Origin of the sequence: Paenibacillus sp. NPDC057934 (genome assembly GCF_042887565.1) — a bacterium.
Classification (GTDB): domain Bacteria; phylum Bacillota; class Bacilli; order Paenibacillales; family Paenibacillaceae; genus Paenibacillus_AQ.
In genome coordinates this window covers 83,100-98,265 of sequence record NZ_JBHVPB010000008.1, presented here as the reverse complement: position 1 = coordinate 98,265, position 15,166 = coordinate 83,100, and the positions used below count along the sequence as shown (strand labels likewise).

General features: G+C 47.5%; 13 protein-coding genes and 1 tRNA gene. 11 read left to right on the top strand and 3 right to left on the bottom strand.

The window, feature by feature from the left end:
• The first annotated feature begins 45 nt into the window (after positions 1-45).
• Positions 46-498, top strand: a complete 453-nt coding sequence (locus ACFVRY_RS19150) for a putative iron-sulfur cluster-binding metallochaperone (protein WP_387501883.1) — start codon at positions 46-48, stop codon at positions 496-498.
• 103 nt (positions 499-601) lie between these two features.
• On the opposite strand, the gene ACFVRY_RS19145 is transcribed toward ACFVRY_RS19150, so the two are convergent.
• Positions 602-1,678, bottom strand: a complete 1,077-nt coding sequence (locus tag ACFVRY_RS19145; RefSeq protein ID WP_387501882.1) for a hypothetical protein — start codon at positions 1,676-1,678, stop codon at positions 602-604.
• A 21-nt stretch (positions 1,679-1,699) separates the two neighbouring features.
• On the bottom strand, positions 1,700-1,870 hold the full coding sequence (locus ACFVRY_RS19140; RefSeq protein ID WP_387501881.1) for a hypothetical protein: 171 nt from the start codon (positions 1,868-1,870) through the stop codon (positions 1,700-1,702).
• 450 nt (positions 1,871-2,320) lie between these two features.
• Between ACFVRY_RS19140 and ACFVRY_RS19135 the strand changes: the two genes are divergently transcribed.
• The 6 genes from ACFVRY_RS19135 (at position 2,321) to ACFVRY_RS19110 (ending at position 10,142) form a co-directional block, all read left to right on the top strand.
• Positions 2,321-3,757 carry a TolB family protein gene (locus ACFVRY_RS19135; protein WP_387501880.1) on the top strand — a complete coding sequence of 479 codons (1,437 nt, stop codon included), beginning with the start codon at positions 2,321-2,323 and terminating at the stop codon, positions 3,755-3,757.
• Positions 3,758-3,822: 65 nt separating this feature from the next.
• Positions 3,823-4,680 (top strand): phosphate ABC transporter substrate-binding protein, encoded by an 858-nt coding sequence (locus tag ACFVRY_RS19130; RefSeq protein WP_387501879.1) that lies wholly within the window; start codon positions 3,823-3,825, stop codon positions 4,678-4,680.
• Positions 4,681-4,767: 87 nt separating this feature from the next.
• Entirely contained in the window at positions 4,768-5,715 is a 948-nt protein-coding gene (gene pstC, locus ACFVRY_RS19125; RefSeq protein WP_387501878.1) for a phosphate ABC transporter permease subunit PstC, read from the top strand.
• The gene (gene pstA, locus ACFVRY_RS19120; protein ID WP_387501877.1) at positions 5,712-6,593 is read left to right on the top strand and encodes a phosphate ABC transporter permease PstA; all 882 of its coding nucleotides are present in this window, start codon (positions 5,712-5,714) and stop codon (positions 6,591-6,593) included. The genes pstC and pstA overlap by 4 nt, the downstream gene beginning before the upstream one ends.
• 274 nt (positions 6,594-6,867) lie before the next feature.
• The gene (locus tag ACFVRY_RS19115) at positions 6,868-8,274 is read left to right on the top strand and encodes an MATE family efflux transporter (protein ID WP_387501876.1); all 1,407 of its coding nucleotides are present in this window, start codon (positions 6,868-6,870) and stop codon (positions 8,272-8,274) included.
• Positions 8,275-8,333: 59 nt separating this feature from the next.
• Positions 8,334-10,142: an LTA synthase family protein gene (locus tag ACFVRY_RS19110; protein ID WP_387501875.1), complete on the top strand. Its 1,809-nt coding sequence runs from the start codon at positions 8,334-8,336 to the stop codon at positions 10,140-10,142.
• Positions 10,143-10,315: 173 nt separating this feature from the next.
• On the opposite strand, the gene ACFVRY_RS19105 is transcribed toward ACFVRY_RS19110, so the two are convergent.
• Positions 10,316-10,389, bottom strand: a tRNA-Arg gene (locus ACFVRY_RS19105).
• A gap of 171 nt (positions 10,390-10,560) precedes the next feature.
• On the opposite strand from ACFVRY_RS19105, the gene ACFVRY_RS19100 reads away from it, so the two are divergent.
• The 4 genes from ACFVRY_RS19100 to clpX all read left to right on the top strand — a co-directional run bounded on the left by ACFVRY_RS19100 (position 10,561) and on the right by clpX (position 15,070).
• On the top strand, positions 10,561-11,454 hold the full coding sequence (locus ACFVRY_RS19100) for a hypothetical protein (protein WP_387501873.1): 894 nt from the start codon (positions 10,561-10,563) through the stop codon (positions 11,452-11,454).
• A 96-nt stretch (positions 11,455-11,550) separates the two neighbouring features.
• Positions 11,551-12,891: a trigger factor gene (gene tig / locus ACFVRY_RS19095; RefSeq protein WP_387501872.1), complete on the top strand. Its 1,341-nt coding sequence runs from the start codon at positions 11,551-11,553 to the stop codon at positions 12,889-12,891.
• Between the two features lie 319 nt (positions 12,892-13,210).
• Entirely contained in the window at positions 13,211-13,801 is a 591-nt protein-coding gene (clpP, locus tag ACFVRY_RS19090; RefSeq protein WP_066376827.1) for an ATP-dependent Clp endopeptidase proteolytic subunit ClpP, read from the top strand.
• 12 nt (positions 13,802-13,813) lie between these two features.
• Positions 13,814-15,070, top strand: a complete 1,257-nt coding sequence (clpX, locus tag ACFVRY_RS19085; RefSeq protein ID WP_387501871.1) for an ATP-dependent protease ATP-binding subunit ClpX — start codon at positions 13,814-13,816, stop codon at positions 15,068-15,070.
• The last annotated feature ends 96 nt before the right edge of the window (positions 15,071-15,166 follow it).

Here is a 15,166-nt window from a genome sequence, read left to right as displayed (position 1 = left end):
TTACACTGGATGGTACATTCAAAACTGCATAAGGAGAGTTGAAAAATGGAGAGCTGTTGTCAAACATCCACTAAAAAGCCAACAACACCCACTCAATGCCCTGCCTGTCATCTAAAAGGTAAAAGTATTCAAATGATTACGCTCAAAGCGTTGCTTCAACCAACAGCGTTAGAAACCATTCACCCTGAATCGGCTTACGCTTTCTGCACTAATCCGTCTTGTGAAGTTGTCTATTTTAGCAACGAGCAGACCTTTGGCAAAGATATGCTCAAAATCCCGGTGTTCCAAAAAGACGAGGCATTGGATGTGCCTGTTTGTTACTGCTTTGGATGGACTAGAGAACGTTTAATAACAGCTGTTGAAGAAAATCAGCATCCAATTGTACATATACGAGAACAAGTTCAAGCTAATCGTTGTGGGTGTGAGGTTAATAACCCGCAAGGGGCCTGTTGTTTAGGTAATGTCACTACATTCATCCGGAGTCTGGACAAACGGTAGTTTCTTGTCAGCTTATTAGCAACATTTTTGACGAAAGAGCCTACGCAAAAAAAAGCGGAGTTCCGGCTTTACTGCCGAATCTCCGCTATTTTTAGTACGCTATCTACATCTCAGAAATATACTTTACTTTTCCATTATAGAAGTACAGGTAGACACTGCCGTATACCGCCAATCCAAGAGAATCATTAGTCCGGTCCGGATCGCCCCATGATAAGTAAACTTCATCATAGGTCATGCCGACGGATACCTTTTCGGCAACAATAGCTGCCCACATTTTATCGCTACTGTTGGTTAATGTACGAGGATTTTTATAAAGGAACGTGCTGCTAATATTATCGATTTGATCCCCTACAGGCGCCATAGTAATGATCTTTTCTTCACCGCTGGCCCGGCGCAAGACAACGTCAATATCGCCATTTTCATTATCTGCCTGAACACTTATTATGGTGACTTTCTCCATATTTTTGAACGGGCTATCTTCGATTTTTGCATTTCGCACCCATCCGAGCGTGCCGTTAAAGGTCTTCTTCAAGTATTGCAGGTAATCCATCGTATACATCATAGCTTCGTCATAAATGTCTTGATCCAGCGTCCATGCTGTGCCATCATCCTTGAGCATTGAATACTCAATCGAAGAGCTTCCATCATATTGGACGTCAGTAATCCAATGCGTACCTGGGAAACCGTAGACATAGACCTTCTTACCTACAACACTGCCAAAGTTTCTTGGAAGCTTGCTGAGCGCTGTCAGCGTGGAGTTGCTCTTCGTCTTACCATCATCCCCACTCCAGATGAACAGTGAGTAAGCGCTGGAGGCGTACTTCCCGTCAATCGCGCCGATTTTCAGCAATGTCTTGAAAGCAACGTAGTTGGAATTGTTGTACAGGACGGAATTGTCCTTGTTTAGTGTTGTGGCACCTTTGGCGCCGCTCACACTGATGCCTGCAGCTGTCTTGGTCATGCTGATTCCCGGAATTTGATCCAGCAGCTTCACAGGTACGTATGCCGATGAATTGACCAGGAGCGATTTGGAAGCTGAGATAATCAGCTTGCCGTCCACAAACGTAGAGATTTCGTTATAAGCTGGTGCCGCTGCCGCAGCGGCTTTCCCTGTTCCCGCAGGGCTGCCCAGCCCGATAACGAGTAGCAGGGCAGTTAGGATTACGACCAATCTTTTCATAAATTTTCTTCCCCCAATGTATTATGCTTTAGCCGGTGTCTGACGGCTTAGCGTTCTATACATTCGGTGGGACTCCAGTAAATTCCTGCCGATTCGACATAATTCTATGGGGGATAGAAGTGAGAATCCGATCAGCGCATACACGTCGAGGGGAATCATCTCCCAGCCCTGGCCGCGGATCATAATGTTCATTAGTGCCTCATCGCCATAATATAAAGGTGTCACCAGCTCGACTGGCTGCAACCAGAGTGGAAGCACACATAGCCCACAACAATTCCCTAACGTTTTCCAAATGATTTGAAGATATGGTATACAGAAATGACGGGAGTGTTCATATTCATATTTATTCTCCTTACTTTCCGAATTGTTGACAGCAGCAATCTCCAGGTAAAAGGGAGGACCCTACGGCAACTATTTTTATGCAAATAGACCCAGCGGAAGACGCTGTGGTCTTTTTTTTATACTATATCCACTAGAAAAACGGGACTAATAGACTCATTTCGCGAGATTTTACACTCTCTTTACAAAATACTACCAAAATATGCCCAAATTAATAATTCCAAAACATTCCTCTGCAACGCCATTGACAATTGTAGACGAAAATAACATTAGCAGTTACCTATAGGAAAAGGGTGAATCTAATTGAAAAACAGTAAATGGATAAGCGCAACCTTGGCTTCGGCACTTCTAGTAACCGCAGGGGCAGGGAGCGCATTAGCTGCCAGTGCAGGTGGTAGTAAGACAGGAACAGTAAGTGCAGCAGTCTCCGGGCCGGTAAAAGTCAAGGAAGGTACCGCTACATGGACTGTAAACGGCACGCCAGTCACATTCAATACTATTGACAGCGGCGGTTATAAACTTTATGCACTTAGCCAAGTAGCCGGCGAGATCGGAGCTCACGTAGCAGCCAGCGCAAGCGGCATTGCGTTGAACGACAGCAAAGGCCTACATACCCTTCAAATCAAACCAGGCTCCAAGAGCTTTCAAGTAGATGGTGAGGCACAATCATTCACCATTGCGCCTGTAACATACAAAAACAGCACTTATGTAGAACTGACCAAGCTTGTTGTATCCTTGGGCGGTGAACTGGATGCTGATAGCACTTCTATCCTAAGCTTTGCTCGTCCTGAAGGTCTATTCGATACACTTCACTGGGCAGCAGACGGTAGCGTTATCGCTAACCAAAGTGATGCTGAGTCGACTCAACTTCTTAAGTTCGGCGGGGATCAAGGTAACTACCAATTGTTCTCTACCGATGACAGCGCAGTAGATTTCGCTGTATCCGCTGATCAACGTTGGGGAGCTTTCAATGACGATACTGGCCAACTTCGCCTGATTGACCTGAACAGTGGAGCTATTAAAGCACTTGGTACAGACAACAGCGTGAAGACTGACCTGATCTGGTCGAAAGACGGTAAGAAAATCTACTTTATCCAAGGGGACAAGCAAGAGAAGATTGCTTCTATTTCCGTGGAATCGGGAACTGTAGCCACTGTACTTGCTGATAAAGTTGAGAATAAATCCGAACTGCGTGTGTCTGCTGACGAGAAGAGCGTTGCTTACATCGTTAACTTGACTGGTGTAGCCAAGAATGACGCTGACAGCACAGAAGATTCCCTTACAGTTGACTTCAGCAAAGCTGGAGAGCAACTATATAAGCTGGATCTGACTGTGAAAGATGCTAAACCTGTTGCACTCACTACTTCCGCAGACAACAAGCTGTACCCTGAAATTCTTGCAGATGGCAATGTAGCTTACCTGAGTGCAGATGCTGACGGTAAAGCTGCGAACACACTGAAGAGTGTGAAAGCAGACGGAACTAGCACGAACATCGCGCTTGATGTTGAACCTACATGGGTAAGCAGTGTGAACGATGGTCTGGTGGTATCCGGTACGACAGCTGATGGCACTACAGTGGTATACTCCATCAATGCTAGCGGGGCAAAAACTGAATTGTACCGTTCTACAGAAGATGTATCCGAAGTGGCTGTATCTAAAGATGGCAGCAAGCTGGCAATCATCAGCGATGGCAAAGTGGTTGTCATCAAAGGCGGCAAGGCTCTCGAACTGACTAAATAATAATTCGCTTGCACTTCATAGTTCTTACTAATTTAACGGCGAATAGCCGAGAGGAGAAATAATTCATGAAAGTTTTCAAAAAATTCACGGTAACTGCACTCACAGCAGTTCTGGCGGTAACAACAGCTTTTGCAGGGATTGCTTCTGCAGCTGACACTCTTTCCGGAAAAATTACGGTTAATGGTTCCACAGCATTGCTTCCACTAACGTTGCAAGCAGCTAAGGAATTCCAAAAACTGCACCCTAAAGTGAAAATCGCCGCTTCTGGTAAAGGTTCCGTTACTGGACCGCAAGCTGTGAAAAAAGGCATTGCTGACATCGGCGCTTGCGACTGGGATGCAAGCATTGACGTTCCAGGCTTCAAAGCTTTTGACGGTCAAGTAGCAAACAAAGTAGCTGTTATTCCATTTGCTACAATCGTTAACAAAAATGTCGGCGTAGACAACCTGACTACAGAACAACTTAAAGGTATTTTCTCCGGTAAAATCACTAACTGGAAAGATGTTGGCGGTTCGGATGCTGATATCGTTGTAATCACTCGTGCTTTCGGTTCCGGTACACGCGTTAACTATCAAGCTAAAGCTTTGGCTGGTGGCGATATCGTGAAGAAAGAAAAGAACTACAAAGAAACAGGTTCCAGCGGTGACATGAAAACGGCGGTAGCAACTACTCCTAACGCTATCGGATACATCGACTTGGTGTATGTAAGTGGCGATGTGAAGGCTGTTAAATTCAACGGCGTTGAAGCTACTACAGATAACGTAATCAACGGTTCTTACAAGATTTGGGCTTACGGTTACTTTATGACTAAAGGTCAACCTACTGGCGCAACTAAAGAATTCATCGATTACGTACAAAGCAAGAAGTTCCAACAAGGTTCCTTGAAGAAGCTTAAATTTATTCCAATCGCTTCGATGAAATAATAGTAATATTCAAAGATTATATTGAACGGTAACAGCGGCCAGCTCCTAGAGAATCAGCGGGGGCTGGCCGCTTACAGGAGGGAACGTATGGGGGCACCAGTCCACAACCTGGAATCCAGGCTGAAACAAAGCTCAGTTAAGGTCAGCGCTAATGCAAAACGTCATGGCAGGCATTTGCTAAGCAATTCAATATTCCGGTATTATTTTTTGTTCAGTATTCTAGCTCTTTGCTTTGTACTGGGCATGGTTATCTTATTTATCGGCAAAACGGCTATGCTAATGTTCGGCCAGGTCTCATTGGCTGATTTCTTCTTCTCTTTTAATTGGAGTCCGGAAGAGGATGCTTTCGGGGCAGCCGCTTTTATTGTGAATACACTTTCACTAACTGCGCTTACAATGGTCATCGCAGTTCCCATTTCGGTAGGGATGGCGGTGCTTGTTGCTGAGATCGCCCCGAACTGGCTGAAGACCTTTATTCGCCCAGTGCTTGACCTGCTGGTTGGGATTCCATCCATTGTTTATGGATATCTGGGCCTTACCGTATTGCTTCCCTTCCTGCGTGATGTCAGTGGTCAGGGTCTCGGTGACGGAATATTGGCCGCGGCGCTTGTTCTATCCTTGATGGTACTGCCAACGATTTGCCGGATCAGCGATGATGCCATCGTGGCTGTGCCGCGCAAATACCGTGATGCTGCTTATGCTCTCGGTTCTACCCGTCTACAAGTGATCATGCGCGTAGTGCTGCCTGCAGCAGGCCGGGGGATTATTTCTGCGGTCATTCTCGGGATGACCCGTGCGGTTGGTGAGACCATGGCTGTCGTCATGGTTATCGGGAATACAGCCCAACTAGCCAAAACACTGTTCACACCTTCTTCGGTGCTGACAAGTAACATCGTAATGCAAATTTCTAATGTGGAATTTGACTCGACCTGGAACTATGCGCTGCACATGATGGCCTTCTTGTTGCTCGTGATCTCCTTCGTGCTGATTCTGATCATTCGGATACTCGGAAGAAAGCGGAGGGATGCAGCATGACCAGCTTCACACGGACACGCCATACGGCGCGGGCGCAGCGGCGTGATAAATTGGCTACGTACGGCTTTTATACGCTGGGCGGCCTGATTCTGCTGCTGATTTTCTGGCTGCTGATTTCGATTATGAGCAAAGGCTTGCCATCCCTAAGCTTCGACTTTCTGATCAAGCAGCCGGAGGAAATGGATGTTGGCGGCGGGATTGGTCCTGTGCTATTCAACTCCTTCTACATCCTGTTCATCTCTCTGATTATCTCGGTTCCAATTGGAGTGGGTGCGGGTATTTACATGGCAGAATACGCGCCGGATAACAAATTTACCGGTGGACTGCGGATCTGCGTGGAAGCCTTGTCCTCGGTTCCATCCATTGTGTTTGGTATGCTGGGTCTAGCGATCTTCGCTGAATATTTTGGTATTGGACTTACGATTCTGGGCGGAGGCGTCAGCTTGGCGCTGTTGAACCTGCCGATGCTAGCTCGTGTTACAGAAGAAGCAGTTCGTGCCGTTCCCGGCGATATCCGTGAAGCGGGCTATGCACTTGGTATGACCAAATACCATGTTATTCGTACGGTAGTGCTCCCGGTTGCCATGCGGTCTATCGTGACTGGTATCTGTCTGGTTGCCGGTCGTGCCTTCGGGGAGTCTGCGGTTATCATCCTGACTGCTGGCCTCAGTACCTCGGGCGAAATGTGGGACTTTAACCTGTTCTCGCCGGGCGAGACGCTCGCGGTGCATTTGTGGTACGTTCAATCCGAGGCGATTGTCGAGGATGCACGGCAGATTGCCGATCGATCGGCAGCTGTGCTTGTTATTGTCGTCTTACTCATCAACCTGGCCTTCCGCTTCCCGCTGTGGCTGAGCAACCGCCGTACGGGACGCTGATTACAGTTGAAGTAAGGCCTTCTGTTCAGTAGTGCTATATTTTATTGTCTGAGTCTAAAGCTGTCTCCGGTGGTTTTCATGCTGCCTGGAGGCGGCTTTTTGCGTTGCGCTTCAGCGGAGACACAATAATCCTTTTTTCGGTCATAAGGCTCCGTCTGCTGGTAGTGAAGGGCACTCTTGATCTCCTACACTTGTATAGAAGCCGAGAAGGGTGTGAAGTCTGGCTCTGGATAACGGCGTCTATCTTATTTTTAGAGAAAAGAGGTTTCCTTCTATGCCAACGATACAACAAACCACAGACGGAAAAGAGAAGCAGAAGCTTCTAATCTTGAACGAGAATCTGTGGAAGATGATGTTTCAGCTATCTTGGCCGGCAATTATCGCCATGGTATTGTACGGATTAAATGCCGTAATCGCCGCGGTATTTGTCGGTCGATATGTAGGCGAGACTGCCTTAGCGGGTGTCTCCGTAGCCTACCCATTGACACAGATCAGCCTGGGGTTAGGCTCCCTGATCGGGGTTGGAGCGGGGGCGGTGTTGAGCATTGCCATTGGAAGGCAGGATCAGCTTACCCAGCAGCGATTGATGGGCAATGTGAATTATCTGACGGTCCTTGTGACTGCAGTCTACATGGTGCTGGGTCTATTATTTTCTACTCAACTGGTGTCAGTTATGGGGGGAGAGGGACAAACGCTGGCGCTGGGTAACAGCTACTTCAGAATTACCGTCTGGGGGTCTTTCTTCTGGATCTACGGTTTGGCCGCGAATATGATTGTCAGAGCCGAGGGCAAGATGAAGTCTGCGGCAGTAGTGATGGGTATTGGCTTGGTGGCGGATGTTCTATGCAATTATTTGCTGGTGGTCGTCCTGGATCTTGGGGTGGAGGGTGCTGCTTGGGCGACCAATATCGGTATGTTCGTCTATACACTACTGGGCTGGATTTACTTCGGCAGAGGATGGTCTTCTTTCAAAACCAAAGCCTTTGCGATTTATCGGGATAGAGCCACGCTAAAATCCATTTTCAGTCTGGGTATGTCCTCCTTCATTATGAATTTTATGAACCTGGTGCAGGCTGTAATTGTGTTCAATGCTCTGTCCAAATACGGCACCGTTGCCGATGTGGCCTTCTACGGAGTTGTTTTCCGGGTATTCACGTTCTTGCTCACACCGATCTTCGGTCTCATGCGTGCACTCCAGCCGGTCATTGGGATTAACTTCGGGGCTGAGAAGTACGAGCGTGTCATTCAGTCCTACAAAATATTCACATTAGCTTCCATGGTGCTGACCTTGCCATTCTGGCTAATCGCCATGTGGAACCCGCAGATGATTCTGGGGTTAATGTTACCCGATCAGGTCTTCAGCGGGTCGGAGCTGATGTATTTCCGAATCAACATGGCGGTTCTGCCGCTGCTTTCAATGATTTTTATGGCGATGACCTTCTTCCCTTCTATTGATAAAGGAAAACCGGCCGCAGTCATCGGGATTGCCAGACAGCTTGTGTTCTACGTTCCGGTGATGCTCGTTCTGCCGAGAATCATGGGAGTTTCCGGAGTATACTGGGGGACGCTGGCGATTGATGCCATTGTCGTACTGTGGACGGCGTGGATGGTTCGCAAGGAATTCAGCCTTCTAAGGAAGCGAGTCAGTGCCCCGGTCACAGAAGCACAGCTGCAAATTTAAGGTTTATTTAATCAAAATGGCGTATACTGTTCGTTTAGAATAGATAGGGGAGGATATGTATGCGTCGTTTTACGTCTTCCAAAGGACTGAATATGCTACTTTTACTGCTGCTGCTCGGCGGATTTCTGCTTAATTTTTTCATGCAGACTGCTTCGCTCGGGATGAATGCCGGCAGCGCCTTGGCCTGGATTTCGCAATATTACTGGCTTTATATATTTGGTAGCTTGTTCTTTTTCTTTGTACTGCTTTGCTTTGCTGTAATCATCCCCAATATTTATGCTGGAACGCTACTGGCGTTCGCAGGTTGCCTCCTAATCGGGATAGCGGATTACAAGAAGTTGTCCACCACGGGGGAACCGCTGTTCCCTTGGGATTTAATGCAGCTTAAAAACGCTCGTGAGATGAGTAAAATTACGTCAGGGATGGTCTCCCCGCTTGCGGTGGTAATGGCAGTCGCCCTGCTAGTCGTAGCAGTTTATTTAATCTGGAAGCTGCCTAAAGTGAAGATTCGCTTCTCGCTGCGCGCAGCCTTCACGATTCTCTCCACTGTTATGATCGCCGGATTTATCTGGATGGTTAGTGGTCAGCATGCGCTGGCGACTTCTATCCAGTACCAGAATATTTATTGGAACCAGAAGGTCAATTACAGCCAGAATGGTTTTGTGTTCGCCTTCACGGGCAATCTCAAGCAGAAGCTGATCGAAAAGCCGGATGACTACAGTCAGGAGTCTATTGCCCGGATTGCTAAGAAATATGATGTCTTACCGGCTGATAAAGATAAGACTGCTGCGCTGACGGAGCGTCCAAACATCATGTATATGATGGACGAAGCGTTTTTTGATGTGACCCGTTTGCCTGGCTTCACCTTCAGTGAAGATCCGCTGGCGTTCATTCATCAGGAGGGACAGAACACTCCGTCGGGTTACCTGCTCTCACCGGAGTTTGGAGGGAACACGGCCAATATTGAATTTGAGGCGTTGACCGGCTTGTCGATGTATTTTCTTAAAGACGGCTCGATTCCTTATCAGCAAAAGATTGTAAAAATGTCAGAGATGCCTTCCATTGTTAGTATACTCAAGGGTAGAGGCTATCAGGCGCTTGCCGTTCATCCTTTTGACGATACCTTCTATAATCGAAACCGGGTCTATCCGATCCTGGGCTTCGACGAATTCACCAGTGAGAAGGAGATGGAGAACTCCAACCGGATTACGCCAAACGGTTATATGTCCGATATGTCTGCCGTTCAAGAGGCCGTAGATAAGTTGAAGGCAGCGAAGCAGCCGACATTTCTACACCTTGTAACCATGCAGAATCATTTTCCCTTTATTAAAGGATTGAATGGAGAGAACACCACTAGTGTGGGTGGTACTCAGCCGGCCTGGAAGGACGAGCTAGAGACCTATGTCCATGATACGAAGCTGACGGACGAAGCGGTGGCTTATCTGGCCAAGGAGCTGAAAACGATCCAGCGTCCGACAATCGTCGCCTTCTGGGGTGACCATCTGCCAGCGCTGTCGGCTGATATTTACACCCAGGCGGGATGGGACAATGATCCAAGGTTGAAGCATGAGACGAAGCTGGTCTATTTGGCTAATTTTGATATTGGAAAAGAGCCGGCGGGTACGATGAGCCCTGCGTTCATCGGGCCCACGGTATTCGAGTTGTCGGGTCAGGAGATGCCAGTATTCTACAAGCTTCTGAGAGAAGTGCAGGCAGAGATTCCGGGCTTGAGCAAAAGTGTGCTGATTGGTTCCGATGGTCCCCTCAAGGATCTGAGCGAGCAGCAGCAGGCGCTTTTGGAGGATTATCGACTTGTGGAGTACGATATTCTGGAAGGTGAGAATTATTCACAAGACTTGCTGTTTTAGGCGGATGGAATAACGTTGGTACAATAGCGGATTTATTGGTAATGCCCGGGGTAACCCGGGCATTTTTTATGGATAAAGATTTAATTACAATCTTTTGAAACTGATTATTATAGTCTTTAGGCGACTTAATGTGAACGCAAAAAAGCCTTCCGTAAGGGAAGGCTTCTGCATGACGTCCCGGAAGGGATTCGAACCCCCGACCGTGCGCTTAGAAGGCGCATGCTCTATCCAGCTGAGCTACCGGGACACGTCTGATGAGTGAAAAGCAAGCAAAAATTATGTTATCATACATAAGAGTGTTTTTCAAGCTGTTTTTTTAAACGTAAGCAAGGATATGCTATAATCAACCAAGATATCGGTATGAAAAAAAGGAGGTGCCCTCATTAAACATTCAAATTCCCCTGCCAAAGACAATATCGTGTTGTTTCCGCGCACGCTGGATTATTACCAGATTCAGCTGACAGTCATGCTGGAGAGTGAGCGTTACGGGGAAGCGATGGAGCTGCTACGGTTTCTGCTGCAGTGCCAGGGACAGGAAGAGCGGCACTATGAGGAATGGCAGTCCCTGCTCGATTGGCTGGTGGCAGCTTTTCCTTATGCCTCCGGCAGCGAAGAAACGGACAGCAGTTCCCGGCAAGAAGAGGAAGAGCTCAAGGAGGAGGATATGGCTCGGGTGCTGGCGAGATCCAAGCTGGAGGAAGATGCCGACTATCCCATTAAACTGCTGAGAAAAATTATGGAAGAACCATTGTCCGAATCGACAATTCTGGCGTTGGAGCAGCTCTCCTACCTGGAAGGGGAAGGAATCGATGAGGCACTGAGTCATTGGCTTCAGCAGAGCGATGTCCATCCACTCCTGCAATTCCGCACACTGCAGACGCTGCGCAGGCGCGGCGCCCAGGGAAGCATCCATCTGGCCCGGGGCCAGGAGACGGCCGTTGTCGAGATCGAGAGTGTGCCACTGCAGAACGAGGATTTCCCGCCGCAGATAAGTCAGGTCCTGGAACGAGTGGCTGAGCAGGCCGAGGTACATGAGCCTACGCTGTATTATTTTGCACAGGAGCTCTGGGGGCAGTTCGTAATGTCTATCTACGAATCCAGAGATTATCGGACGCTGCTGGAAGGGGAGGACGTCATGCTGGACATATGGGCCGGGGCGTTGCACCAGATGGTCTCCGAGAGTTTGAACGGTGTCCGGCAGGAAGAAGAAACTCGGGCCATGTACGGGATCACAGATAGCATGCGCTTTCAATTTGAAGGAGCTTACCGTACTCTGAAAGGATTTGTAAAGACTTCTCTACTTGATAAATGAAGTGATGTTGTATATAATATAATGGTTATTCTGTGCGTGAACTGCGTGAATATTTGAGTAAACTTGTGAACCTATTTTTGGAGGGGAAAGTATAACATGAAAGCAACTTGGGAAAAGATAGAGAAGAACCTTGGCGTTCTTGAAGTCGAAGTCGGAGCAGACCGTGTAGCTGCAGCACTCGACAAAGCTTTTAATAAAGTAGTTAAGAAGGCAAACGTGCCTGGATTCCGTAAAGGTAAAGTGCCACGGCCGATTTTCGAATCCCGTTTTGGTGTAGAAAGCCTGTACCAGGATGCCATTGACATCCTTCTTCCTGAAGCTTACGGTGAAGCGGTTGAACAAACCGATATCTTCCCTGTAGATCGTCCTGAAGTGGACATCGAGCAATTTGCTAAAGGCCAATCTTTCATTTTCAAAGCGAAAATTACTGTGAAACCAGAAGTAGTCCTTGGTCAATATAAAGGTCTGGAAGTTCCAGTTCAAAAAGCTGAAGTTACAGAAGATGAACTGAATGCAGAATTGACTCGTCTGCAAGAGCGTCACGCTGAGCTGGTTGTCGTTGAAGACGAAACAGCAGCTCTGGGCGACATCACCGTGATCGATTTCGACGGTTCTGTTGATGGCGTACAATTCGAAGGCGGACAAGCTGAGCGTCATTCCTTGGAACTGGGAAGCAATTCCTTCATTCCAGGTTTTGAAGAGCAAGTTGTAGGCATGGGCACTGGCGACTTCAAAGATGTTGAAGTAACTTTCCCTGAAGCTTACCATGCTGAGAACCTTGCAGGTAAAGCTGCTGTATTCAAAGTGAAGCTGCACGAAATTAAACGCAAACAGCTTCCAGCTCTGGATGACGAGTTCGCTAAAGATGTAAGTGAGTTCGATACACTGGATGAGTACAAAGCAGACCTGAAACAACAACTGGAATCCCGTAAAACGGATGAACTGAAAGGCGCTCGCGAGAACGCTGTTGTTGACAAAGCTGCAGCGAACGCTGAAGTTGAAATTCCAGAAGCGATGATCGCTAGCGAAGTTGAGAACATGGTTCGCGACTTCGACAACCGTCTTCGTCAACAAGGCATGAACATGGACATGTTCCTCAGCTTCTCCGGCCAAACTCGTGAAGACCTGCAAAACCAAATGAAGGGCGATGCTGAAAAACGCGTTCGCAACAACCTGGTTCTGGAAGTTATCGCGAAGCAAGAGAACATTGAAGTGACCGAGGAAGACGTAAACAAAGAGTTGGCTACTATGGCTGAATCTTTCAAACGTACTCCTGAAGAAATTCGCAGCATTCTTGCAGGTAACGGTTCCCTGGGCAGCCTGAGCGAAGAGCTCTCCCTGCGCAAAACCATTGACTTGCTTGTTGAGAGCAGCGTAGAAGTTGAAGCTACTGAAGAAGCTGCTGCTGAAACAGCTGAAGACAAAAGCGCTGAGTAATTCCTGCGCGAATTGATCCACCTATAATGGCCTGTTAGTAGGCCTTCATACACAGAAGATAAGGCACGTATATTTAGCTACGTGCCTTATTTTTTACATATGATATGTATTTCACTACCTTTCAGAGATTATAATTCTCAGTAAGCTTACGGGATGCGGTTATGAAACCCTGTCAATACGGATATAATTGCGAGGTAATGTCATACACTTAAGCATTGTAATAGACCCGGGTAGTGAAAAAATGACATTGCGTCTTGAACGTGTTAAAATATTTCTGAAACGGAAAGACTAATCTATACAGAGAAAAGAGGTTGGTGACATGAGTCTGGTACCAATGGTTGTGGAATCTACAAGTCGGGGCGAACGCTCATACGATATCTATTCCAGGTTGCTTAAGGACCGCATCATTTTCTTGAGCAATGCGATTGACGATGATGTCGCCAATCTGGTTATCGCCCAGTTGCTGTTTCTGGCTGCGGATGACCCCGAAAAAGACATTCACCTGTACATCAATTCACCCGGTGGTTCTGTAACAGCCGGCATGGGTATATATGATACGATGCAGCACATCAAACCGGATGTTTCAACGATTTGTGTGGGCATGGCCGCAAGTATGGGGTCACTGCTCCTGACGGCGGGTGCGCCGGGTAAACGCTTTGCGCTTGCTAACAGCGAGGTCATGATTCATCAGCCGCTGGGTGGCGTTCAAGGCCAGGCTTCCGATATCTGGATTCACACAGACTGGATTCTTAAGACCAGACAGAAGCTGAATCAAATTTATGTAGATCGCACAGGTCAGCCCCTTGAAAAAATCGAACGGGATACCGACCGCGATAACTTCATGAGCGCGGAAGAAGCCAAGGAATACGGGCTTATTGACCAAGTCCTCACTTCACCGATCAAATCTTAAAGGGGTGGTTAGATGTTTAAGTTTAATGATGAAAAAGGACAATTGAAATGTTCTTTTTGCGGTAAATCGCAAGAACAGGTACGCAAACTAGTAGCCGGACCTGGCGTTTATATATGCGACGAATGTATCGAGCTGTGCACGGAAATCGTGGAAGAAGAGCTCGGTCATGAGGAAGAGCTGGATCTGAAGGATATTCCGAAACCAATGGAAATTCGCGATATTCTTGATCAATATGTTATCGGTCAGGAGCAGGCTAAGAAATCCCTGTCGGTAGCGGTATACAATCACTATAAACGTGTGAACAGTCAGAGCAAGGTGGAAGATGTTGAGCTGACGAAGAGTAATATTCTTTTGCTTGGTCCGACAGGTTCCGGTAAGACGCTCTTGGCACAAACTATGGCGAAGATTCTTAACGTACCTTTTGCCATTGCCGATGCGACTTCCTTGACTGAAGCCGGTTATGTTGGTGAGGATGTGGAGAACATTCTCCTGAAGCTGATCCAAGCAGCCGATTATGATGTGGAAAAAGCCGAACGCGGTATTATCTATATTGATGAAATTGATAAAGTGGCACGTAAATCCGAGAACCCGTCGATTACCCGTGACGTTTCCGGTGAAGGTGTACAGCAGGCTCTGCTGAAAATTCTTGAAGGCACTGTAGCTTCCGTTCCACCGCAAGGCGGACGCAAGCATCCACATCAAGAATTCATCCAGATCGACACTACGAACATCTTGTTCATCGTTGGTGGTGCCTTCGATGGCCTGGAGCAAATGATCAAACGCCGGATCGGCAAAAAGGTCATCGGCTTCAACGCTGCAGCTGAAGGTCAAAAGGATCTGAAACCTGGCGAATACCTGTCCATGGTATTGCCGGAAGACCTACTCAAATTCGGTCTGATCCCTGAGTTCGTAGGCCGTTTGCCGGTCATCTCGACTCTAGAGCCGTTGGATGAGAAGACTTTGGTACGGATTTTGTCCGAACCGAAGAACGCACTCACGAAGCAATACATCAAGCTGCTGGAGATGGATAACGTTGCGCTGAAGTTCGAGCCACTGGCGCTCGAAGCCATTGCCAAGGAAGCCATCAAACGCAACACAGGTGCCCGCGGTCTGCGTGCTATCATCGAGAGCATTATGCTCGACGTGATGTATGAAGTACCTTCTCGCGATGACATCAAGGATTGTGTCATTACCGAGCAGGTTGTTCAAGAGAAGGCTCTGCCGGAATTGAACATCAAGAAAGACAAGAAACAAGAGGAAAGCGCGTAATATATAGAGTGAACTTAAGAATCGATTTGTGACACCTAATTCTTAAGTTCAGCTTATGTTGCGTCCTTAACAATACATGCCATCGTCTCCACCTTT

Bases quoted from the DNA above. Each gene is read 5' to 3' on its own strand.
- pstC (WP_387501878.1), top strand. From the start codon at position 4,768: ATGGGGGCACCAGTCCACAACCTGGAATCCAGGCTGAAACAAAGCTCA.
- clpX (WP_387501871.1), top strand. From the start codon at position 13,814: ATGTTTAAGTTTAATGATGAAAAAGGACAATTGAAATGTTCTTTTTGC.
- ACFVRY_RS19110 (WP_387501875.1), top strand. From the start codon at position 8,334: ATGCGTCGTTTTACGTCTTCCAAAGGACTGAATATGCTACTTTTACTG.
- ACFVRY_RS19150 (WP_387501883.1), top strand. From the start codon at position 46: ATGGAGAGCTGTTGTCAAACATCCACTAAAAAGCCAACAACACCCACT.
- ACFVRY_RS19140 (WP_387501881.1), bottom strand. From the start codon at position 1,870: ATGAACATTATGATCCGCGGCCAGGGCTGGGAGATGATTCCCCTCGAC.
- tig (WP_387501872.1), top strand. From the start codon at position 11,551: ATGAAAGCAACTTGGGAAAAGATAGAGAAGAACCTTGGCGTTCTTGAA.
- pstA (WP_387501877.1), top strand. From the start codon at position 5,712: ATGACCAGCTTCACACGGACACGCCATACGGCGCGGGCGCAGCGGCGT.
- ACFVRY_RS19130 (WP_387501879.1), top strand. From the start codon at position 3,823: ATGAAAGTTTTCAAAAAATTCACGGTAACTGCACTCACAGCAGTTCTG.
- ACFVRY_RS19115 (WP_387501876.1), top strand. From the start codon at position 6,868: ATGCCAACGATACAACAAACCACAGACGGAAAAGAGAAGCAGAAGCTT.
- ACFVRY_RS19145 (WP_387501882.1), bottom strand. From the start codon at position 1,678: ATGAAAAGATTGGTCGTAATCCTAACTGCCCTGCTACTCGTTATCGGG.
- clpP (WP_066376827.1), top strand. From the start codon at position 13,211: ATGAGTCTGGTACCAATGGTTGTGGAATCTACAAGTCGGGGCGAACGC.